The 20,181-nt window shown below is 47.7% G+C and carries 22 protein-coding genes; 16 read left to right on the plus strand and 6 right to left on the minus strand.

Going from position 1 to position 20,181, the window contains the following annotated elements:
• Positions 1-122: 122 nt before the first annotated feature.
• The 3 genes from RWM02_RS09230 to RWM02_RS09240 form a co-directional block, all read right to left on the minus strand.
• Entirely contained in the window at positions 123-2,432 is a 2,310-nt protein-coding gene (locus RWM02_RS09230; RefSeq protein ID WP_314071512.1) for an ATP-binding protein, read from the minus strand.
• A gap of 139 nt (positions 2,433-2,571) precedes the next feature.
• Complete coding sequence (locus RWM02_RS09235; protein WP_314071514.1) at positions 2,572-3,294, minus strand: PilZ domain-containing protein; 723 nt, start codon at positions 3,292-3,294, stop codon at positions 2,572-2,574.
• Positions 3,295-3,452: 158 nt separating this feature from the next.
• On the minus strand, positions 3,453-4,052 hold the full coding sequence (locus RWM02_RS09240; protein ID WP_122863178.1) for a peroxiredoxin: 600 nt from the start codon (positions 4,050-4,052) through the stop codon (positions 3,453-3,455).
• Positions 4,053-4,217: 165 nt separating this feature from the next.
• Here RWM02_RS09240 and RWM02_RS09245 point away from each other — a divergent pair, with 165 nt between their 5' ends.
• The 7 genes from RWM02_RS09245 (at position 4,218) to RWM02_RS09275 (ending at position 8,873) form a co-directional block, all read left to right on the plus strand.
• Positions 4,218-4,502 (plus strand): DUF362 domain-containing protein, encoded by a 285-nt coding sequence (locus tag RWM02_RS09245; RefSeq protein WP_314071519.1) that lies wholly within the window; start codon positions 4,218-4,220, stop codon positions 4,500-4,502.
• Between the two features lie 95 nt (positions 4,503-4,597).
• The gene (gene ndk, locus RWM02_RS09250; RefSeq protein ID WP_314071522.1) at positions 4,598-5,011 is read left to right on the plus strand and encodes a nucleoside-diphosphate kinase; all 414 of its coding nucleotides are present in this window, start codon (positions 4,598-4,600) and stop codon (positions 5,009-5,011) included.
• A 14-nt stretch (positions 5,012-5,025) separates the two neighbouring features.
• Positions 5,026-5,382: a YceD family protein gene (locus tag RWM02_RS09255; RefSeq protein ID WP_314071524.1), complete on the plus strand. Its 357-nt coding sequence runs from the start codon at positions 5,026-5,028 to the stop codon at positions 5,380-5,382.
• An 11-nt stretch (positions 5,383-5,393) separates the two neighbouring features.
• Positions 5,394-5,540, plus strand: coding sequence for a 50S ribosomal protein L32 (gene rpmF, locus RWM02_RS09260; RefSeq protein WP_002943740.1), 147 nt, complete (start codon positions 5,394-5,396; stop codon positions 5,538-5,540).
• Between the two features lie 5 nt (positions 5,541-5,545).
• A complete protein-coding gene (gene plsX, locus RWM02_RS09265; RefSeq protein WP_314071559.1) occupies positions 5,546-6,535 on the plus strand; it encodes a phosphate acyltransferase PlsX in 990 nt (329 codons plus the stop codon).
• A 19-nt stretch (positions 6,536-6,554) separates the two neighbouring features.
• Positions 6,555-7,514, plus strand: coding sequence for a beta-ketoacyl-ACP synthase III (locus RWM02_RS09270; RefSeq protein ID WP_314071527.1), 960 nt, complete (start codon positions 6,555-6,557; stop codon positions 7,512-7,514).
• Positions 7,515-7,709: 195 nt separating this feature from the next.
• Positions 7,710-8,873 (plus strand): DUF2920 family protein, encoded by a 1,164-nt coding sequence (locus tag RWM02_RS09275; protein WP_390887761.1) that lies wholly within the window; start codon positions 7,710-7,712, stop codon positions 8,871-8,873.
• A gap of 262 nt (positions 8,874-9,135) precedes the next feature.
• Here RWM02_RS09275 and serC read toward each other — a convergent pair whose 3' ends face one another.
• Positions 9,136-10,212 carry a 3-phosphoserine/phosphohydroxythreonine transaminase gene (gene serC / locus RWM02_RS09280; RefSeq protein WP_314071529.1) on the minus strand — a complete coding sequence of 359 codons (1,077 nt, stop codon included), beginning with the start codon at positions 10,210-10,212 and terminating at the stop codon, positions 9,136-9,138.
• 143 nt (positions 10,213-10,355) lie between these two features.
• Here serC and RWM02_RS09285 point away from each other — a divergent pair, with 143 nt between their 5' ends.
• The 9 genes from RWM02_RS09285 (at position 10,356) to RWM02_RS09325 (ending at position 18,110) form a co-directional block, all read left to right on the plus strand.
• A complete protein-coding gene (locus RWM02_RS09285) occupies positions 10,356-11,774 on the plus strand; it encodes a CHAD domain-containing protein (RefSeq protein ID WP_314071530.1) in 1,419 nt (472 codons plus the stop codon).
• 9 nt (positions 11,775-11,783) lie between these two features.
• Entirely contained in the window at positions 11,784-12,500 is a 717-nt protein-coding gene (gene ubiE, locus RWM02_RS09290; RefSeq protein ID WP_314071533.1) for a bifunctional demethylmenaquinone methyltransferase/2-methoxy-6-polyprenyl-1,4-benzoquinol methylase UbiE, read from the plus strand.
• Positions 12,494-13,657 (plus strand): exodeoxyribonuclease VII large subunit, encoded by a 1,164-nt coding sequence (gene xseA / locus RWM02_RS09295; RefSeq protein ID WP_314071536.1) that lies wholly within the window; start codon positions 12,494-12,496, stop codon positions 13,655-13,657. Before ubiE ends, xseA begins: the two co-directional genes overlap by 7 nt.
• A gap of 107 nt (positions 13,658-13,764) precedes the next feature.
• Positions 13,765-14,433: a CsgG/HfaB family protein gene (locus tag RWM02_RS09300; protein WP_314071539.1), complete on the plus strand. Its 669-nt coding sequence runs from the start codon at positions 13,765-13,767 to the stop codon at positions 14,431-14,433.
• Positions 14,434-14,442: 9 nt separating this feature from the next.
• Positions 14,443-14,997 carry a DUF4810 domain-containing protein gene (locus RWM02_RS09305; RefSeq protein WP_314071542.1) on the plus strand — a complete coding sequence of 185 codons (555 nt, stop codon included), beginning with the start codon at positions 14,443-14,445 and terminating at the stop codon, positions 14,995-14,997.
• Entirely contained in the window at positions 14,987-15,667 is a 681-nt protein-coding gene (locus tag RWM02_RS09310; RefSeq protein ID WP_185898001.1) for a DUF799 domain-containing protein, read from the plus strand. Before RWM02_RS09305 ends, RWM02_RS09310 begins: the two co-directional genes overlap by 11 nt.
• A 16-nt stretch (positions 15,668-15,683) precedes the next feature.
• Positions 15,684-16,142: a DIP1984 family protein gene (locus tag RWM02_RS09315; RefSeq protein ID WP_314071547.1), complete on the plus strand. Its 459-nt coding sequence runs from the start codon at positions 15,684-15,686 to the stop codon at positions 16,140-16,142.
• Between the two features lie 390 nt (positions 16,143-16,532).
• Positions 16,533-17,267 (plus strand): tyrosine-protein phosphatase, encoded by a 735-nt coding sequence (locus tag RWM02_RS09320; protein ID WP_314071550.1) that lies wholly within the window; start codon positions 16,533-16,535, stop codon positions 17,265-17,267.
• A 159-nt stretch (positions 17,268-17,426) separates the two neighbouring features.
• Positions 17,427-18,110 (plus strand): SMI1/KNR4 family protein, encoded by a 684-nt coding sequence (locus RWM02_RS09325; RefSeq protein ID WP_314071552.1) that lies wholly within the window; start codon positions 17,427-17,429, stop codon positions 18,108-18,110.
• 232 nt (positions 18,111-18,342) lie between these two features.
• Here the strand turns inward: RWM02_RS09325 and RWM02_RS09330 are convergent, their stop codons facing one another.
• Entirely contained in the window at positions 18,343-18,753 is a 411-nt protein-coding gene (locus tag RWM02_RS09330) for a Fur family transcriptional regulator (RefSeq protein ID WP_122863195.1), read from the minus strand.
• Between the two features lie 855 nt (positions 18,754-19,608).
• The coding region (locus tag RWM02_RS09335) for a transketolase C-terminal domain-containing protein (RefSeq protein WP_314071556.1) at positions 19,609-20,181 on the minus strand (573 nt) is incomplete at its 5' end.

The raw sequence follows: 20,181 nt of genomic DNA on the forward strand, positions 1-20,181 counted from the left end.
GCGAAGTATTTTTGTTCTAGACGAGGCGCTTTTAAATTTGGCGACGGGAGTTACCTCGTCGGTAATGACCGAGCCAAATTTAAAAGTAACGAAGTATAGGGCAAAAAGACAAGCCGTTAAATTTATTTCCAAAGAAGATAGAGCTTTTCGTCATAAATATCGCTACTCTTCGGCCCCACCTCCACCTCCGTCACTTCTATGTTTTGCACGTCGTTTTTGGCTTTTAGCGCGCTCGCGTCTTCTTCAAATTTCGCCATCAGCTCCTCGATCTGCGCGTTTAGCTGGGCGACTTCTTGCTCGCTTAGTTTGACGTCGCTGCGCTCTTTTAGCACGCTGTTTGCCGAGCGCGCGGATGTCGCGACCTTGCCGATGTTGCCGCTACTTAGTAGCCCCTTGCCGAAAATCGCGCCCAAAATGCTCGCACCCACCGAGATCGCGGTCTCGATCCCCTTGCTTTTAAAGTCTCGCTGCTCTTTTTCTAGCTTTGCCACCGAGCGGTTTAGTTTCTCCTCTAGGCGCGCTTTTTGTTTGTCAAATTCCGCCGTGAGCTTGGTCGTTTGCGCCTCTAAAATTTCGTTGCATTTATCGGCCAAACGCACGTAAAATTCCTCTTTGCTCTCGCCCGGCGCCGAGTTTAAATTTAGCGCGCTAAAGAGCCTAAGCTTGTGGTTTCTATAGATAAATTCTTTGAAATTTTTGGTTAGCTCTTTGAAATTTTTAGCTCCCGCGACAAAGCCCGGCAGCGGCGCGTATGAGAGCTTGAAATTTGGCTCTGCAACCGCAGTAAAATGCATATTTTCGCTAGCCTCGCTCCAGTCTGCGTTTTTTTGAGCTTCATCTAGCCTTAGCGTGAAATTTACCTCGCGAACCTCGTCAAGCCCCTTTTTGGCGTCGTAAAATCGCACTTTGGCTTCGCCGTAAAGATACCCCTCCAGCTCGCCGCCCTCCTGTAAATTTGGACTTGCGGCGTAAATTTGAGCGATGTCGGGCGACAGCACCGGCTTGGCGGCGAAATTCGAGCTTTTTGCCGGGCTTGATCCGCTCAAATTTGACCCGCTCTTTTGCTCTTTCATCAAATTTGAAATCTGCTCGCGGCTAAGCGGTCCTTTGAGATAGCTTAGAGCCCAGCGCGTCGAGATGACGGATAGCCCGTCCTCGTGGATGTTTTTTAGTAGGAAATTGCGCTTTTGCAAATTTGAGATGAGATTTTCTATCTCGCCTTTATCCATCGCAGAGCCCGCAAGCCCCGTCATACCGTCGATCACGCGCGCTTTATCCTGCGCGGTTTGCAAGCGCCCGATAAACCACGTGCCGATATTACTAAGGCCTTTGTAGTCTAGATCGACCGGGTTTTGGGTGCTCAGTATAACGCCAAGGCCGTGCGCGCGGGCTTGCTTGAGTAGAGTTAGCATCGGAGTTTTGCTAGGCGGGTTGCCGTTTGGCGGGAAAAATCCGAAAATCTCGTCCATATAAAGCACCGCGCGAAGTGAGCTCGTACCCTCGGTCTTGCGCATCCACGCGATGATCTCGTTTAGCAGCAGCGTCACAAAAAACATCCTCTCGCTGTCTTTTAGATGCGAGATCGTAAAGATATTGCACTTTGCTTTACCGTTTGCGTTAAAAAGCATCTTTGAGATATCGAGTCGCTCGCCGCTTAGCCACGCGCGAAAATCTGGGCTTGCAAGCAGCGTGTTGATCTTGACGGCTAGCTTCATGCGCTCGGAGCTTGGATAAAATTTCTCCACGTCAAACACGCCGATCTTGGCAAACGGAGGCGTCGCGATAAAGCCGATGAGCTCCTCTAGGCTCACGTCCGCGCCCTGACTAAATTTATCGATAAAAATGTTCGAGATGAGTAGGTGCTCTTTTGAGTTTACGTCGTTTTCTATGCCCACAAGCGATAGCACCGAGCTAGCCAAAGAGCCGACGTACTCGCTAAACTCCTCGCTGCCTGCGTCTAAACTCGGACGGGCAAAATCCCCGAGCAGCGCTACGCCGACGCCGCTACTACTCTTTGGCGTATAAATTTTTAGCTCGGCGCTATCTTTAAAAAGCCCTACACGCTCCAAGCTCTGAAACGAGCCTTCGATACCGTTTTTCCACGTCTGCGCTTCGCTAGCGGCAAACTCGTCCGCGCTCATGCCTTTATTCTGAGCTTCGTTTTCATCGACGTAGGGCGCAAAATCCTGCGCGCTCATCTGCGGGAACGCTAAGGCGAGGTTGGTCATATCGCCTTTGGGGTCGATTATAAAGGTCGGGATGTTATCGATGCAGGCTTCTTCTAGGATGCTGATGCCAAGGCCTGTTTTACCGCTACCGGTCATTCCGATGATGGCCGCGTGCGTCGTGAGGTCCTTGTTTTTATAAAAAAACGGCTCTTTGTTTTTGAGGCCGACGTAAAATAGCTTTAAATTTTCTTGGATGGTTTTCATGTGCTTCCTTGTAAATTTTGGGCCATTTTACTGATTTTTGATTAAATTTCGGGTGAAGCCGGGGGATAAATTTGAAAGCGAGGCGGGTAGAATTTAAAAAAGGCAAGTGCGAGGCTCGCCTTTTAATTTTACGTTAAATTTATTGGTAGGTTTTTAGCTGCTCTTTGAGCTCTTCGAGGGTTTCTTTTACGCGCTTGTCGGTAAATTTTACGATATTTTGATGCGCGTTTTGTTTATTCATCACTTGGCAGCAGTATCTCATAGCGCCTTTATATTTTAGCGCCGTAACCAGCTTTAGATCGATATCGACGTCCACTTTTTCGCAAGATCCGTTTTCGCAGTCGGAAAGTCCGAGCTCAAATTTAGCGTTTACCTGCTCGCCGTCCCTAAACTCTCCGTCATCGGCGCTAACGACGCCGAGTCCGCCCTCGGAGATATCGTATAAATTCCCCTGTACTGCGCTGCCGTTTTGAGCAAGAGAAACCTTGGTGTAGCGGTTTGGATAGACGCGCTGATATTTTCGCAAATTTGCATGCAGGTTGTGCATGTAGATAAAATCTCTAAGCGTCACGGTCAAATTCGACAAATCAAATCCCGCGATATCGGCTCTTAAATTTTCGGCAAAATACTCGTCGCGCACGATATAGGCGTTTTTTTCCTCTTTCATGGCCAAAATCTGCTCTAGCGTTACCTTGCAAACCACGGTCTCATCCTCGACGGCTATCACGCTGCCTTGACACTCGACCTTTACGCCGTTATATAAATTTAAAAAATGAATCTGGTGGTTGTCTTTTAGAGCCCTTGAAAATACGCTAATAGCGCCTTCTAAGATCATAGAATCGCCGTTATCAGTGTTGATCATTTAGAGGTTTCCCTTCTGCGAGATTTTAGAAATTGTCTCTATTATAGTAAATTTATTTTGTTTTTAGTTTAAATTTTTTGCGTATTTCGTTAAAAATTTTGTGAAGTGAGTAAAAAGAGGGAAGAAAAGGGCGAGAGCTCGCCCTTAAATTTGGATGATTATAGTTTGTCTGCGTTGTGAGATAGGTAGTCTGCGACGCCTGCTGTATCGGCTTTCATACCTTTATCGCCTTTATTCCAACCGGCAGGGCAAACCTCTCCGTGCTCGTTCGTAAATAGCATCGTATCAACCATTCTTATCATCTCGTCGATGTTTCTTCCAAGCGGAAGGTCGTTGATAACCGCGTGGCGAACGGTGCCGTCTTTATCAAGCAAGAAGCTACCGCGAAGAGCGACGCCCGCATCCTCTAAAAGTACGTCAAAACCGCGAGCGATAGACTTCGTCATGTCGGCTACTAGCGGGTAGCGAACTTGGCCGATGCCGCCTTTGTTTACCGGAGTCTCTTTCCACGCGAAGTGAGAGAATTGGTTATCTGTCGAAACACCGATAACTTCGATACCGCGAGCTTTAAATTCGTCGTATCTTTTATCGAACGCGATAATCTCGCTAGGGCAAACAAAGGTAAAGTCCATAGGATAGAAAAATACCACCGCGCCTTTCTCGCCGATATTTTTATATAGGTTGAAATCATTTACGATCTGATTGCTTCCTAAAACCGCTGCAGCTGTAAAGTCAGGTGCTTTTTTTGTTACTAACATTTTTTCTCCTTAATAATTTTTATTTGTAGCGAAATTATATCATTTAAAAATTAAAAAGAGCTAAAAATTTTACGTTTTCGTTTCAAAATTTAACGCAAAAATTTAATATCAAATTTACTTAGTTTTTGATATTCTTGCGAAAAAATTGACTAAAAAGGATAAAAAATGGCAGTAAAAATAACAGACATCTGCATAAGCTGCGGCTCTTGCATCGACGAGTGCCCGACGAACGCTATCGTAGACGACGCAGATAACCCGACCGGCGAGGATGCATACTACGTTTATGCCGATAAATGCGTCGAGTGCGTAGGATTTAACGACGAGCCTGCATGCGCTTCAGCCTGTCCGACCGACGGTTGCATCGTTTGGGACGCTCCTTGTGCAGGACAGCCTTCTCGCGCCGAGATAACCGCAGATATGAGAACGGGCGCTACGGCCGTCATCTCGTAAACTCCGCACCTAAGCCCTTTTGCGGGGCTTATTTTGAAATTTAATTTTTTTTTGATATAATCACCGCTTTATAAAAACCACAAAAAGGAAATTTTATGCAGCAAACGCTTTCTATTATTAAGCCTGATGCCGTAAAAAAGGGCGTTATCGGAAAAATCGTGGACAGATTCGAAAGCAATGGACTAAGAATCGCCGCTATAAAAAAAGTCAAACTAAGCAAATGCGACGCAAAAGCATTCTACGCAGTTCACAAAGACAGACCTTTCTTCAACGATTTGGTTGATTTTATGGTCAGCGGACCGGTCGTAGTTATGGTTCTTGAGGGCGACGATGCGGTGGCTAAAAATCGCGATCTAATGGGCGCAACCAACCCGAAAGAAGCAAAGCCTGGTACTATCAGAGCCGATTTTGCCGAGAGCATCGACGCAAACGCCGTTCACGGTAGCGATAGCCTAGAAAACGCTAAAAACGAGATTGCATTTTTCTTTGCAACAAGAGAAATTTGCTAAATTTAGGTTAAATTTTGAAAATATCTTTCGCCAAAATTGCAAATAACCAAATGCCGTTCGAGTTAAACTTGGACGGAGTAAATTTTAACGGCGAACTAAAAAGAGTAAATCAAAATTTAGTTAGTTGCAAAGGCAAGATCGTAGGTGAGATAGCTCACAACTGCGACCGATGCGGCGAAGATATAAATTTAAAGCTTGATGAAAATGTAAATTTGATATTAAGCGACGGAATTTATAAGGATAAAGAAGAAAACCTCGACGATGTGGTTGAGTTTTTCGACGGTTTTATAAATTTAGAAGAAGTATTAACAAGCGAGATAGAAGCTTTTAAGAGCGATTATTTTTATTGTGAAAAATGTAAAAATCTATAAAGGAGAATAAAATGGCAGTACCTAAACGAAGAGTAAGTCATACTCGCGCGGCAAAGAGAAGAACGCACTACAAAGTAACGCTTCCCGTTCCCGTAAAAGATAAAGACGGCTCATGGAAAATGCCTCACCGCGTAAATAAAACTACCGGAGAGTATTGATACAAATGATCAGCATTTGCATTGACGCAATGGGCGGCGACTTCGGTCCGCAACCTATTATCGGCGGCGTGATCGAGGCTTTAAAAGAAGTAAAATTTGAAGCCGTTTTGGTAGGCGATACGAAAATTTTAGAAAGCCTCGTTCCGCAAAATTTAAAACAATACGTAAAATTTATTCAAGCCGACGAGGTCGTTTCTATGAGCGACGGCGCCACCGATGCGTTAAAGCGAAAAGAAAGCAGTATTTTTAAGGCTATTGAGCTACTTAAAAATAAACAAACTATGGCCGTAGTTTCGGCGGGACACAGCGGAGCTACGATGAGTCTTGCCACGCTTCGAGTCGGACGGCTTAAAAACGTCTCGCGCCCGGCGATAGCGACGCTAATGCCAAACGTAACCGGCGGCAACACGCTAGTTTTGGACGTCGGCGCAAACGTGGACTGCAGGCCAGAGCATCTATTTCAATTTGCGATAATGGGCGAAGCCTACGCAAAAGAAATTTTAAAAATAAAATCCCCTAAACTAGGACTTTTGTCTAACGGCGAAGAGAGCAGTAAAGGCAACGAGGCTACGAAAGAAGCCTTTGAAATGATCTCAAAACTCGACAGCTTCGTGGGCAACGCCGAAGGAAATCAAGTCTTTGACGGAAGCGTCGATGTCGTTATTTGCGATGGATTCGTCGGAAATATCCTACTAAAAACAAGTGAAGGCGTAGCCGACGCCATAACAAAAATCATCAAAAAACACGTTAAAAAATCCCCGGTCGCTATAGCCGGCTCACTTCTCATGAAAAAAGTTTTTAAAACTCTAAAACAGCAAGTTGATTACGACGAATATGGTGGCGCACCGCTACTTGGCGTGAACGGCTGCGTCATAATAAGCCACGGTAAAAGCACCCCAAAAGCTATCAAAAACGCGATATTTCAAGCTCTAAAATTCGCAAACTCCGATATAAATAAAGTCATCGAAGACGAGCTTTCGCACTTCGCAAAATGAAATTACAAAGAAAAATTTAATGCCAAAAGCCTCGCTAATATCCATAGCCGCATACGCTCCGCCTAAAATTTTAACAAATTTCGACCTTGAAAAAATGGTGGAAACCAACGACGAATGGATAGTTAAACGCACCGGCATCAGCCAAAGACGCGTAGCGCAGGGCGAAGATACGAGCGATCTTGGCACGAAAGCGGCACAGTTAGCGCTTGAAAGAGCAAATTTGACCGCAAAAGATATCGACGCCATTATTTGCGCGACCATCTCGCCCGATCACTTTTGTATGCCCTCAACGGCGTGCAAGATCGCTAAAAATTTAGGCATAAATGCCATTACGGCATTTGATATAAGCGCAGCGTGCACGGGCTTTATCTACCTACTTGAGCTTGCAAAATCACTGATTGAAAGCGGAAGCAAAAAAAACGTATTGATAATCGGAGCCGAAAAACTAAGTAAAATCGTCGATTGGACCGATAGAACGACTTGCATACTATTTGGCGACGGAGCAGGTGCCGCGGTCGTAAGTGCTAGCGAAGAAAACGAAATAATCGACGTTCACACTGCAGCTGACGGCAAATACGCAAACCTACTCATAACTCCCGGCGGCGAAGAGAAATTTATCAAGATGTCGGGCAACGAAGTCTTTAAAATCGCCGTCCAGACGCTAACTAAAGACGTCGTAGATATCCTAGAAAAAAATCAAATTTCAAGCGATAAAATCGATCTTTTTATACCTCATCAGGCAAATTTACGCATCATCGAAGCAGTCAAGCAGCGCTTAAATTTTACAAACGAACAGTGCGTAGTAACCGTCGGAAAATACGGCAACACAAGCTCAGCCTCTATACCTATGGCGATGAATGACGCATACGAAGCGGGCAGACTTAAAAAAGGCGATTTGCTTTTATTGGACGCATTTGGCGGCGGCTTTACGTGGGGTTCGGCGCTACTGAAATTCGGCGGCGAAAGTTACAAAAAATAATTTCAGCAAATACCCTATTTATCAAATTTTAATAAATTTGATAACCTGGCGCTAACAACCAACCCAACAATATCTCTCGACCACTAAAATTTATCAAACGCGTATATAATAGGCAAATTGTGTCCAAATGCTAGATCATAACAATACAAAATCCCATCCTATGACGATGTAGAACTTGGTATAAGGCGCGATTCTTTGCTCGAATTTAAGCTCTGCTACGACGAGGAAAAGCCCGCCAGAGCCCTAGTTTTCATAGTATCAGGTCTTGGCGGCGATGCGAATGAAAACTATAGAGAGCATTTAGCGCAGTTCGTAGCTAGCGAATTTAACGTAGCCGTGGCGAGTCCGAACTACCACTGCATCGGCAACAGGCCGCAAACGGGAGCGACGTATTTTTTAAACGATTTAGACAAAATAATCCTTAAAAATAAATGCTCTAAAATAGGCATAGAAATCTCAGGCGATATCGGCTACGGCGCGCTTTCGACGCTAGATACGCAGATAAGCGAGATAAAAGCGAGCGGTGGGTTGCCCGGCAATTTTAAATTACAAATATCCGTCACGTTGCAACCCACTAAAAACGAATATCAAAATTTCAGCGTTATGCAAGCCCAAGACGTGATAAATGCCGCGCTTTTTATCAAGGCAAATCCGCCGTTTAAATCCGCGACCGATATGAACGAGCTGCCCGTAGGCCTAGTCGGCAGTTCGCACGGCGCCTACATAAACGCTTTGGCGGCCAAATTTGCGCCGTGGCTGATGGACGGCCTCATAGACAACAGCAGCTACGCGAAGCTAAACTGGGAGCTCATAGGCCTAGGCAAGGAGATAGATTATCTCAAATTTCGCAAATACTCCACCGATATATATTTTCGCAATATCAGCATTTACGTCTTTACCAAAACCATGTGGACGCTGCTAAATAGCTCGTCGCCTTGCTATTTCTCGCAGGCGCGCGAGGATATACGAAACATCCTAGACGCCGCGCACCTAAAAGTCCAAAGCAAGTATCCAAAGCCTATCTACGCCGGCTATCACTGCGCCGCAAACGACCACTGCGCGTCGCCCGAAGAAAAAGCGCAACTCTATGAGGAACTGCGAAAGCTCGGCTTTGACGCGACCTTGCATATGATAAAAGACGAGAGCGAGCTTGACGGTAGATTTCTCAAAAAGCTAACGCACGGCCTGGATATGCCTATCAAGCTTTTGATCGCTAAGGAGCTACCGCCGATGCTAAAAAAGATAGCATCCCGCGAGAAGCAAATTTGCAAAAACAAAAGCATAGCCTATCGCTCGGACGAGCTGGAATATAAATTTTCAGAGATAAACGGTAGGATAAATTTGGAGATAAAAAGATAATTTCACTCGCCGAGCGTTTTAAATTTCGAGCAAATTTTGCATTTATACGAGTTAAGAAAAGCGGCAAGAGCCAAATTTAACTAGGTAAATTTAAAATCGGCTCGCCGTAAAACCAAAGCAAATTTAAGCGGCCGCTTCCAAGCCAAAGCCGCTTAAATTTGAGTATAAAGCAAAATTTGACGCACCGTCCAGTTTAGCCTCGGGCTTAAATTTACCAAAAAAACCAAACTCGCACGGCGCGCCTCGTCAAATTTACTCTGACTTACCCGTTTTTCCTAGCAAATTCTTTCATAAACTCAGCCAAAGTCCGCACGTTTTCGATACTCACGGCGTTGTATATCGAAGCTCTGATACCGCCTACGTGACGGTGTCCTTTTAGGCCCAGCATGCCCGCACTTTCGGACTCGGAGATAAAGGCCGCCTCGAGCTCGCGGTTTGCGATGGTAAAGCTAACGTTCATCAGCGAGCGGCTATCTTTTTGCGCGTGACCTTTGTAAAAGCCTCCCGAACCGTCGATCGCGCCGTAAAGCAGCGCCGCCTTTTGCTCGTTGATCCGGTTTATCGCCGCTAGACCGCCCTGCTCTTGCACCCAGCCCAGCGTCAAATTTAGTAGATATATGCCAAACGTCGGCGGCGTGTTGTATAGCGACGCGGCGCTAGCGTGCGTATCGTAGCGAAGCATCGTCGGAGTGCGCTCCATGCAGGCTCGCTCTAGCAGGTCCTTGCGGATGATGACGACGGTTACGCCGCTTGGGCCGGCATTTTTCTGCGCGCCGCCGTAGAGAAGACCCACGTCCGTGAAATCAACCGGCCGCGAGAAAAAATCGCTCGACGCATCGACGACGAGAGGCGCTTTGGAGCGAGGCAGCTCACGGTACTGCGTGCCGTAGATGGTGTTGTTCGTGCAGATGTAGCCGTATGCGGCGTCGTCACTAAATTTAACCTCGGGGATGCGGTCGTAGGAGGTCTCTTTGCTGCTAGCGACCACTTCGTATCTTGCGCCGACGTTTGCGGCCTCTTTGATCGCCTTGCTCGTCCAGACGCCCGTGTCGGAATACTGTGCGACGCCTTTGGCGGCTAAATTTAGCGGTATCATCGCAAACTGCAAATGCGCGCCGCCTTGCAAAAATAGCACGTCAAATTCCTCGCCGATGCCGTATAGCTCGCGCGCCTTGGCCATCGCGCCGTAGTGCACCTCTTCAAAAATCTTGCTTCGGTGGCTGATTTCCATTATCGAAAAGCCCTTGCCCTGATAGTCCGTGAGCTCGTTTTGCGCTCGCTCAAGCACGCTAAGAGGCAGAGCCGAAGGTCCTGCGCTAAAATTTAGCTTTCTATTCATCAAAACTCCTTTCAAATTTGAGCTGATTTTAGCGTTATTTGCGTTAAAAAATCATTTCGCGTCGCAAGGTCGGCGGCAAAAGCTCGCAAATTTTACACTTTAAGCTACCTTTTGATACAATTTTTCATATTAAGGAGCGAAATTTGATAGAGATCGAGCGTAAATTTATCCTGCGTGACGCCGCCGTCATAAACGAGCTAAAGGCCCGCGACATCGGTACCGAGCAAAAAGAAGTGACGCAAATTTACGTCAAAATCGCCCCGCTTGAGGAGATTAGATTTCGCGAAGCTTCGGGCGTTTTTACGATCACGCAAAAATCTGGCGTCGGTCTAGCGCGCGAGGAAAACGAGAGCGAAACGGACGCTAAAAACTTTAAAAAAGCCCTAAAAAATGCAGTCGCCGCTCCTATAAAAAAGACGAGATTTTTATTTAAGCTTGAGGACGCCGCTTGTAACGTCGATATTTTTCACGGCGCTTTAGAAGGGCTTGTAACTTTTGAGGCCGAGTTTGGCGGTGAGCGCGAGGCTGCGGAGTTTAGCCTGCCTGAGTTTATCGCCGCGCACGCAACCGGCGAGGTCACGGAAGACGAACGCTATAAAAATAAAAATTTAGCGCTTTTTGGCTTGCCGCAAGGCAATTTTGACGCGCAAAAGAGCATTGAGATTTTACGAAACAGCCCGGAGCTGGAGCTAAATTTACCAAGCTACATCGGTGCGATGGACGGGATGCGGACGGTGTTTTTTCAGATCTTTACGCTGCTTAGCAAGCACCTAAACGAGTACGCAAGCTCTAGCGATGCCGAGGCGCTGCATCAGATCCGTATAAATTTGCGCAAAACCCGCTCTTTGCTCAAAATTTTCACTCCAGTTTTCGACCGAAAAACGGCTTGCTATTTTCTGCTAAATTTTAAAAAACTAGCCGAGCTAACTAACCAAAAGCGCGATATAGACGTGTTTTGCGAGTTTTTGAAAAGCCAAAAAGGCTTTGAAGCGCTAATTAGCGAGCTGGAAATTTTAAGTAAAACCCTAGCCAAAAGCGTCCAAGCCGAGCTACAAAGCGACGAAACAAGCGAAATTTTGCGCGACTGGGAGGTATTTTTACGCGAGGGAAGCGACTTTTTTAAAGGCGAGCTAGGAGACGCGCCGATAAAAAAACTCGCCGCAAAATCCATGCGAGCTCAAATTTTACGCCTTAAAAAATCTCTCTCAAATTTGAGCCAAACCACTGAAAACGAGCAGTTTCATAAGTGCCGTATCGAGATAAAAAGACTGAGATACTTAAGTGAGATTTTCGGTAGCGGTTTTGGCTTCCCTGCGGCTAAAAAATGCTTTAAAAAGAGCAAAATTTTACAAGAAACCTTTGGCTCGCTGCAAGACGCCGACATCTGGCTAGGCCTGCTAGCGCACGTAAAAAGCGGCGCCGAGCAAAAGCGCATAGACAAACTCCAAGCTAAAATTTACAAAAAAATCTACGAGCTGCGAAGCGAAATTTTGGACTCAAAGCCTAAAATTTTAAAAAGCCTCACAAAGCTTTCGCACGGCTTAAAAATCTACTATATCTAAAGAGAAAAAATGAAAAAACAAGAAAAAATAGTTCAGATGTTTAACGACATCGCGCCTACCTACGACCTAGCAAACCGCGTGCTGAGCATGGGCGCGGACGTGAGCTGGCGTAAGATCGCATGCAAAACGGTTCTGTCAAATTTCAAAGACTCAAGCGTAAATATCGTAGACGTCGCATGCGGCACGGGCGATATGATGGGCTTTTGGCAAAAGACGGCGGGCGAGTTTAACGCAAAAATCGAAAATCTAATCGGCGTCGATCCCTCAAGCGGCATGCTCGCAGTCGCCAAGCAAAAATTCCCCGAGTTTAAATTTATCGAGGCGCTAGCGACGCAAACGACGCTTGATAGCGGCTCGATGGACGTGCTAAGCATCAGCTACGGCATCAGAAACGTGGTCGAGCGAGAAGCCGCGCTAAGAGAGTTTAACAGAGTGCTAAAAACGGGCGGATACGTCGTAGTACTAGAGTTTACCAAACGCAAAAGAATCGGCCTTCTCACGGGTGCTCGCGACTTTTATCTAGGTAAAATTTTACCTAAAATAGGCGGCTTTATCTCCAAAAACCAAGAAGCCTACGAGTATCTGCCAAACTCGATCGAGGGCTTTTTAGACGCCAAAAGCTTTGCGGACGAGCTCGCCGCCGCGGGCTTTGAGATGCGCCTTTGCAAGAGTTTTTCGATGGATATTTCTACCCTTTTCATCGCGCAAAAGGCGCGTGAGTGCTAAGCGTCAGCGAGCTAAACGAGCAGGCTAAAACGCTGCTTGAGACGACGTTTTCCTACGTAGAGGTAGAGGGCGAGATCTCGCGGCTCGTTAAACACGGCTCGGGCCACTGGTACTTCACGCTAAAAGACGAAAAGGCCGCTATCTCGGCGGTCATTTATAAATTTAACGCCGCCAAGCTCAAATTTGACGTCGCAGACGGTATGAAAGTCGCTCTCTACGGCAAAATTTCGCTCTACTCGCCAAGCGGTAGCTACCAGTTTATAGCAACCCTGATACGCCCAAGCGGCGAAGGCGAGCTTGAGCTTGCATTTAAACAGCTAAAAGCGCGGCTTGAGAGCGAAGGGCTTTTTGATATCTCGCGCAAAAAACCGCTGCCTAAATTTCCGCGCAAGATCGCGCTAGTTACGTCAAAAACCTCGGCCGCGTTGCAAGACATGCTACGTATCGCTTCGCAGCGCTGGGCGCTGGCGGAAATCATAATTTTTGATTCGCTAACGCAAGGCGAAACCGCACCCGCCTCGCTCATACGTGCGCTAAAAAGAGCCGACGCAAGTGGCGCGGATGCGATCGTGCTGGCGCGCGGCGGCGGCAGCAGAGAGGATCTGTGGTGCTTTAACGACGAAAACCTAGCCCGCGAGATCTACGCGGCGCGCACGCCCGTGATCTCGGCCGTCGGACACGAGATTGATTACGTCATCAGCGACTTTGCGGCGGACTTTCGCGCTCCGACTCCAAGTACGGCTATGGCTGCGCTACTGCCCGATATAGGCGAGCTAATGCAAAGCATAGATAGGCTAAGCGAGGCGGCGGACGCGGCTTTCATGCGCGTTTGGGAGCGTAAATTTAACGCCCTAGCGATGATGAGAGCGAGATTTGCACAAGCTAGCCTAGAGCAAAAAATCGCTCGCAAGGAGCAAATTTTGCTAAATTTAAGGCAGGTTTTAGACGCCGCCGTGCAAACCAAACTGCTCAAATTTGAAAACGCGCTCAAACTAGCTCGCGCCGCATACGCGCAGCAAGAGTCGTTTTTCGCGCAGATTTCAAATTTCGTCCGAGTGCAAAAGGATGGCAAAACCGTAAATCTAAGCGAGCTAAAACCCGGCGACCGCATCGCGCTAAGCTCGGTAAACGCAAGCAAAGAGGCGGCAATTTTATAGTCAAATTTGACCCGGCCGACGCCGCGACTCAAATTTTTAGGCGGGTTAAAAATTTTTAAGCTAAAAATAGTAAGATAATAACGCAAATCAAAATTTAAAGGAGCGATATGAAAACGAACGTAAAATTTTTACTAGCCGCGTGCGCCGCGATGCTAATAACCGGCTGCGCGACTGAGCGATCTCGCGTAGTCGAAACGCCCAAAGTTCAAACCCTAAACACTAACTATCAAGGACAAAAGATCGCCGTTTCTATCGGCCGCTTTAGCAACCAGTCCTCATACCAAAACGGCGTATTTTCAGACGGCGAGGACAGACTAGGCAATCAAGCGCAAACCATCCTCATCTCAAATTTACAGCAAAGCGGGCGCTTTTCGGTGCTTGACCGCAGCAACATGCGCGCCATCAAAGAAGAAAGCGCGCTAAGCAAAGAGGCGCAAAACATCAAGGGCGCAAGATACGTCATCACGGGCGACGTAACGGAGTTTGGCCGCAAAACTACGGGCGATCACCAGCTTTTCGGGATACTTGGCAAAGGCAAAACCCAAACCGCCTACGCGAAGGTAAATCTTAACGTCGTGGACGTGAAAAACTCCGAGGTGATCTACTCCACTCAGGGTGCCGGCGAGTATGAACTATCAAACCGCGAGGTGCTGGGCTTTGGCGGAAGTGCTGGCTATGATTCGACGCTAAACGGCAAGGTGCTAAGCCTAGCCATCATCGAGGCCGTAAATAACCTAACGCGCGGGCTTGAAAGCGGCGCTTTTAACGCGAAATAAGGATAAATTTTGCGCCTTAAAACTCTAGCAAATTTCGCGCTCGCCTCCGCCGCCGCCCTGCTGCTCTCTGGCTGCGCGGACGACTCGCCTAGACAGCTATACTACTGGGACGGCGCCTACACGAGCTCGGTCTACGAGTACCTAACCGAAGAAGGCGACGCGGGCGCGCAGATCGCCGCACTCGAGGAGAGCCTACAAAAAGCCTATCAAAGAGCAGCCAAAGTCCCGCCCGGACTACACGCGCATCTAGGCTTGCTCTATCTTTCGCAAGGAAACGGGGCCAAATTTAAAGCCTACGTCGAAAAAGAAGCCGAGCTCTATCCCGAGTCGCGCGACTACGCGATGTTTTTGCTAAATCAAAATAGCAAAACTAAAGGCGCGGCGGGCAAAACCGAGGCAAATTTAAGCGAGCAGACGAAGGAAAAACCAGGCGCAAGCGAGCCGAATTTAAGCGACAAAGGCTCAAATTTAGGCGAGCAAACGAGCAAGCAAAATTTGAAAACCAAGCAAGCAAAACCAGCCAAAACGAGCAAAACCGCAAAAGGAAGCCAAAATGAAAAATAAAATAAAATCGGCGCTTCTTTGCGCGTTTGCGGTGCTGTTTCTTGGAGCGTGCGCAGGCTCGCAGCCCGAGGTTTACGACTATTCGGCGTTTTTACAGACTAAGCCTCGCTCGATCGTCGTCATGATGCCTACCAGCGACTCAGCCGAGATAAAGGCCTCCGCAGCGGTGCTGGCAAACGCGCTCTATCCGCTTAGCGAGGCGGGGTATTACGTATTTTCGCCCGCACTCGTAAACGAGACCTTCAAAAATAACGGCATCTACGACGCTGGAGAAATCGCACAGATCTCTACGTACAAGCTAAAGCAGATATTCGGCGCCGACGCAGCGCTCTACCTCAACGTCGCGGACTACGGCACATCGTATATGCTCATTAGCAGCGTCACGCGCGTGAGCGTAGCGGCGACTCTAGTAGACCTAAACACGGGCGCCGTGCTCTGGCAAAAAAGCGCCACCGCAGCAAACGACTCGGGCGACGGCGGCGGCAACCTCATCGGCATGCTAGTCTCCGCGCTAGTTAAACAGATCGCCGACTCGGTCTCGGACGCGAGCTTTGATCTCTCGGCGCGTGCGGACGCAATTTTGTTTAGCACCGATTGCCGAGACTGCTTGCTTTACGGCCCGTATTCGCCGCGCTACGGACAAGATCGGCAGCTTGGCGGTGGAAAATAAATTTAAAAGGACGAAAATGAAACTAGCCGAGGCGCTGATACTGCGCGCCGACATACAAAAACGCATCGAGCAGCTAAAATCAAGGCTTGCGGACAACGCGAAGGTGCAAGAGGGCGAGAAACCTAGCGAGGAGCCAAAGGCGCTACTAGCCGAGCTAGACGCACTCACGGATGAGCTTGAGCGGCTGATAGTTCGGATAAATTTAACCAACTGCACCGCAAAAGTGGAAGGCAAGAGCCTAACCGAGCTAATCGCCAAGCGCGACGTACTCACGCTAAAAGCGGGCGCATTGCGGGCTTTCGCGCAAGCTGCCGCGCAAAAGGTGGACGTTTATTCGCGCAGCGAGATTAAAATTTTAAGCACGGTCGACGTCGCAGCACTGCAAAAGCAGGTAGACGAGCTAGCAAAGCAGATCAGGCAGCTTGACACGACGCTGCAAGGCGCGAACTGGCAGACCGATCTAATCGAAAGCTAAAAGCGTAAAATTTAGAAAAATTTCGGGTAAGTATCGCAAGAGGCGAGTACGAAACTCACCTGCGAAGCAGGTTTATGGCAGTGCTCGCGGAAACGGGCGTACCCCTTTTACGATTTATTTTCAGTAAATTTACAGAGGCAATGTAACTACGCAATGTAACTACCGCGTACTGATCTAGCGATACCGAGGGCGGGAACGGGGAAATTTAAAACTAAATTTTGATTTTACGGCGCGATTTGCGGGCTTGCGGCGAAATCTAGCGGCGATTTGGGCGGGCTTGACGCTCAAATTTTGCGTTAAATTCATGCGTGCTTGCAATTTTGCATTTTGACTGCCAAGCGTTAAATTTTACAAAAATCATAAAATTTAGCCAAATTTAAAGGATGAAATTTGAAATTTAAAACTCTTGCGCTAGCGACTGCGTTTTTCTTTGCGACCGGCATAAATGCGGAGCTTGCGACAGAAGCGAATTCCATAAATTTTAGAAAAACGAGCGGCGCGGAGCAAAATCTCGCGGACGCAAAAGACTCCAAATTTAAAAACGCGCATTTAAAAAGGGCAGATACCGCGGCGCACAGCACAAACTCATCGCAAAAAGCAACCCTCATCGACGAAGCGAAAAATTTCTACCGCGTGGACGAGCTGCTGTTTCGCAGCGCTCAGCTTGATGGAAGCTACGCCGCGAAGCTGCACGAGCTTGGCATCAAAAGCATCGTAAATCTGCGCCATTTTAGCAGAGGCGGCGACAGAAGGGCGTTTGGGGATCAATTTTGGCTCGCGAACAAGCCGCTTCAAAGCTGGGAGATAAGGCCCGCACAGATCGCGGACGTCTTGCGCACTATTCGCGAGCGCCAAAAGGAGGGCGCCGTGCTCGTGCACTGCTATCACGGAGCCGATCGCACGGGGCTTGTGGGTGGCGATGTACCGCGTGATCTATCAGGGATGGAGTCTGGATGCCGCGCGCAGCGAGATGATAGACGGCGGATACGGCTTTCACTCCATGTGGCAGGATATCGCGGGCTTTTTGACGCCGCAAAACGAGGCACTCGTAAGAGCCGAGCTTGGAATTTAGACGAAATTTCGCTCGTTAGGTCAGACGGCATGAAATTTGTATTCAACTTTTAGCTACACTATAGACCAAATTTGATGACGGTATCACCGATATATCCGAAGTGAGATAAATTTAAAGTAGAAAATTTTTAATAGGCCTTAAAGCAATAAAACTTAAAATTTAGTCGAAATAAAGTAAAATTTGAGCGGCAAATTTAGCAAAAGGAGCGATCGGTGGAAAATTTATTACTAGCGCAGCTGCGCGAAGCGCTACCGCAGGGCATGCGCGTGCCGAGCGAGCTTGAGGCGCTTTATGCGTGGATCGAAGCAAACGGCTTTTATGACGACGCGGGCGGGCGCAGACGCGGCTATCTCTATCCGCAGGATCGGCTGCAGCAGAGCTGGAGCGATGATGAGCGCGAGGGCGGCACGGACATCGTCTTTTTCACGGATGAGCCGAAAAATCGCGACGAGGAGCTAAGGTATTGGTTTTACGGCGAGGATCGTGAGCTTGCCGCGGAGATCAAGCAGCGGCTTTGCGTATTTGCAGGCAGCGGCTCGGAGGGCTCGATGTGCGCGCTGTGGCTGGATGATGCAGGCGAGACGAAGATCGTGCATATGGGCTCCGGCTCGGGTTCGACCATGACCTGCGTTTTGGCTCATAGCGGGCTTGATTTTTTGCGACTGCTCGCGATCGGATACGATGAAATCTGCTGGGACGAGGATTTTAGCGCGCCGCCAAACAGCGAGGAGGACGATTTTATCGTGCATCCAAACGTAAAATTTCAGCAGTGGTTTAAGGACACGTTTAAAACGACGATCCCGCAAACCGCGCTTGAGCTCGTCACGCCCGCGCATATGGACGACGAGAACCCGAGCGACGAGTTTTTAATCTGGGTAAATCGCGTCGCGGAGTGAGTTTTGATGCAAAAGCTTTAATATTACGATGCGGCATTTGCAAATAGCAGCTTGCTACTTTAGTAAAAACGGTTAAAAACTTTATTGCTTACAATCAAAAGGAAGCCTTTTCTAGATTTGCAAATTTTAGCAAATATAGCACAAAATTTTAAGCTCAAGCGGTAAGTAAAAGACAAAAACCCAAAGAACGAGAGAAAAATTAGCTCGTCGATCAAAAAAGCGAGCTAAGAGCCTAATGGCGGCAGTTTTTGCAGTCCTTTACAGTCACTAGCACATTTATCTTTTCTATGAAATTTCCGAGCTTTCTCTCCAAACTTTCCTTGTACTCGCTCAGTGCCTCGCAGAAGTTATAGTCCTCGACGTGTCCGCAGCTCTCGCATACGACGTGGATATGCGGATAGCTAAAGATGTCGTAGCGCGCCTTTTGGTTCGGCATATTGACCTCGACGACGAGCCCCTCGTCTTTGAGCATATTTAGGTTTTTATACACCGTCGCGAGCGATACGGACGGGTTTTCGGCGCAGATCTCCTCGTAAAGCTCATCGATCGTCGGGTGCGTGTGGCGATCAAGGATCTTGAGCACGCTGAGGCGCTGCGGAGTGGCTTTGAGGCCGTGGTTTTTGAGAAGTTCCATATAGTTCATCGTTTTTCCTGATATTTTTTAGCTAAATATACAAAAATTTTATTTAAAACTTCTTTATAGTTGGTAATATAAATTATTATTTACTAAAATTTGTGTCATTTGTAGTCAAATTTATGCTTTTTGCGAGTTTAAGCGCTATACTCAAAGTAAATTTTAGACGTTTGGTTTTAAATTTACCCTACCGAATTTAGTGTTTTGGGGCATAAACTTGAAGGCGATTTAAATTTGACGCTTTGCTCGCCGTATTTAAATAAAAAGCCGACTTTTAACACGGCGTAAATTTTGCTATCGATCGTTGCAACCGATCGCCGCTTATCATCGCCGCCGTAAAATTTATTTTTGTCGGTTGCGGCGATACCGCAGCGTTTTAGATACGGCTACGTTTTTTCGCATTTTTTAGTTTTCGTTAATTGCGATTTTAAATTTCTATGCCTTGCCCCACGGCTAAATTTACAAGCAAAATCTACTTAAATTTTACCTTTTTGATAAAATCCGCGTATAGTCAAGCACCGGCGCCAAATTTAAGCATTTTGTAAACGGCAAAAACGAAAGTCTGCAATGTCTTTTAACGATTTTATCCTAGGGCGCAGCGAGCAAAACAAACCTTAGCCCAAAAACCTATCGCGGCTCAAATTTGACCCAAAATTCGCTCGCAAGCCAGCCCGCAAAAAAGATAAACGAAGATAAAAATCAATAAAACCGGCTTGATGCGCGCAAATTTGCCCGTGCCGTTTAGGGGCGGTAAATCAAAGTAAGAGCGGCGAGACCGAGTATAAAAACGCTCAAGTTTTTCGCCTTTTCCGCCCAGATATGCTCGCCAAAACACGTAAAACCGAAGCGCAAGAGCGCTTCAGCTCAAATTTGATCCGCCGTTTCGGCTAAAATTTTCTCGCAAATGCTTGCCGCATCGATACCAAGAGCCTTTTCGACGTCGGCCGTAGCGCCGTGCGGGATAAAGGCGTCGTCAAACTCAAAGCTAACGATGCGCACGTCAAAAATGCGCCGCTCCTGCAAAAACGCGGCCAAAATCTCGCCTACGCCGCCTTTTTTTGCGGTATCGGAAAAGACGTACCAAATTTTATGCTTGCACTCGAGCTCTTGCAAAAGCTCGCCGTCAAGCGGCTTAACAAACACTAGATCAACGAGGCTCGGGTCAAATTTGCCGTCTGTTTTTTCTAGTAAAATTTTGCGCGCGGCATTTGCCTTGCCCGCGGCGTTACCGTAAGAGATAAATGCCGCTTCTCCGCCGCCCTCGACCAAAATCTCGCCCTTGCCGAGCTTTAGCTCTCGCGCCTCAAATTCGCCCTGCGACAGCGCAAAAGCTCCGCGCGGATAGCGAAAAGCGCAAGGCCCCTCGTGAGCGTAGGCGTAGCGCATCGCTAGCCTAAAACTATCGACACAGCGAGGCGCGAAAATCGTCAAATTCGG

The organism is Campylobacter showae (assembly GCF_963515975.1).
Classification (GTDB): domain Bacteria; phylum Campylobacterota; class Campylobacteria; order Campylobacterales; family Campylobacteraceae; genus Campylobacter_A; species Campylobacter_A showae_F.

Excerpts from the sequence above, each read along its gene's own strand:
- RWM02_RS09240 (WP_122863178.1), bottom strand. The coding sequence starts at position 4,052 with ATGTTAGTAACAAAAAAAGCACCTGACTTTACAGCTGCAGCGGTTTTA.
- RWM02_RS09330 (WP_122863195.1), bottom strand. The coding sequence starts at position 18,753 with ATGAACTATATGGAACTTCTCAAAAACCACGGCCTCAAAGCCACTCCG.
- ndk (WP_314071522.1), top strand. The coding sequence starts at position 4,598 with ATGCAGCAAACGCTTTCTATTATTAAGCCTGATGCCGTAAAAAAGGGC.
- rpmF (WP_002943740.1), top strand. The coding sequence starts at position 5,394 with ATGGCAGTACCTAAACGAAGAGTAAGTCATACTCGCGCGGCAAAGAGA.
- RWM02_RS09235 (WP_314071514.1), bottom strand. The coding sequence starts at position 3,294 with ATGATCAACACTGATAACGGCGATTCTATGATCTTAGAAGGCGCTATT.
- RWM02_RS09245 (WP_314071519.1), top strand. The coding sequence starts at position 4,218 with ATGGCAGTAAAAATAACAGACATCTGCATAAGCTGCGGCTCTTGCATC.
- RWM02_RS09270 (WP_314071527.1), top strand. The coding sequence starts at position 6,555 with ATGCCAAAAGCCTCGCTAATATCCATAGCCGCATACGCTCCGCCTAAA.
- RWM02_RS09315 (WP_314071547.1), top strand. The coding sequence starts at position 15,684 with ATGAAACTAGCCGAGGCGCTGATACTGCGCGCCGACATACAAAAACGC.
- plsX (WP_314071559.1), top strand. The coding sequence starts at position 5,546 with ATGATCAGCATTTGCATTGACGCAATGGGCGGCGACTTCGGTCCGCAA.
- serC (WP_314071529.1), bottom strand. The coding sequence starts at position 10,212 with ATGAATAGAAAGCTAAATTTTAGCGCAGGACCTTCGGCTCTGCCTCTT.
- RWM02_RS09310 (WP_185898001.1), top strand. The coding sequence starts at position 14,987 with ATGAAAAATAAAATAAAATCGGCGCTTCTTTGCGCGTTTGCGGTGCTG.
- RWM02_RS09300 (WP_314071539.1), top strand. The coding sequence starts at position 13,765 with ATGAAAACGAACGTAAAATTTTTACTAGCCGCGTGCGCCGCGATGCTA.
- ubiE (WP_314071533.1), top strand. The coding sequence starts at position 11,784 with ATGAAAAAACAAGAAAAAATAGTTCAGATGTTTAACGACATCGCGCCT.
- RWM02_RS09230 (WP_314071512.1), bottom strand. The coding sequence starts at position 2,432 with ATGAAAACCATCCAAGAAAATTTAAAGCTATTTTACGTCGGCCTCAAA.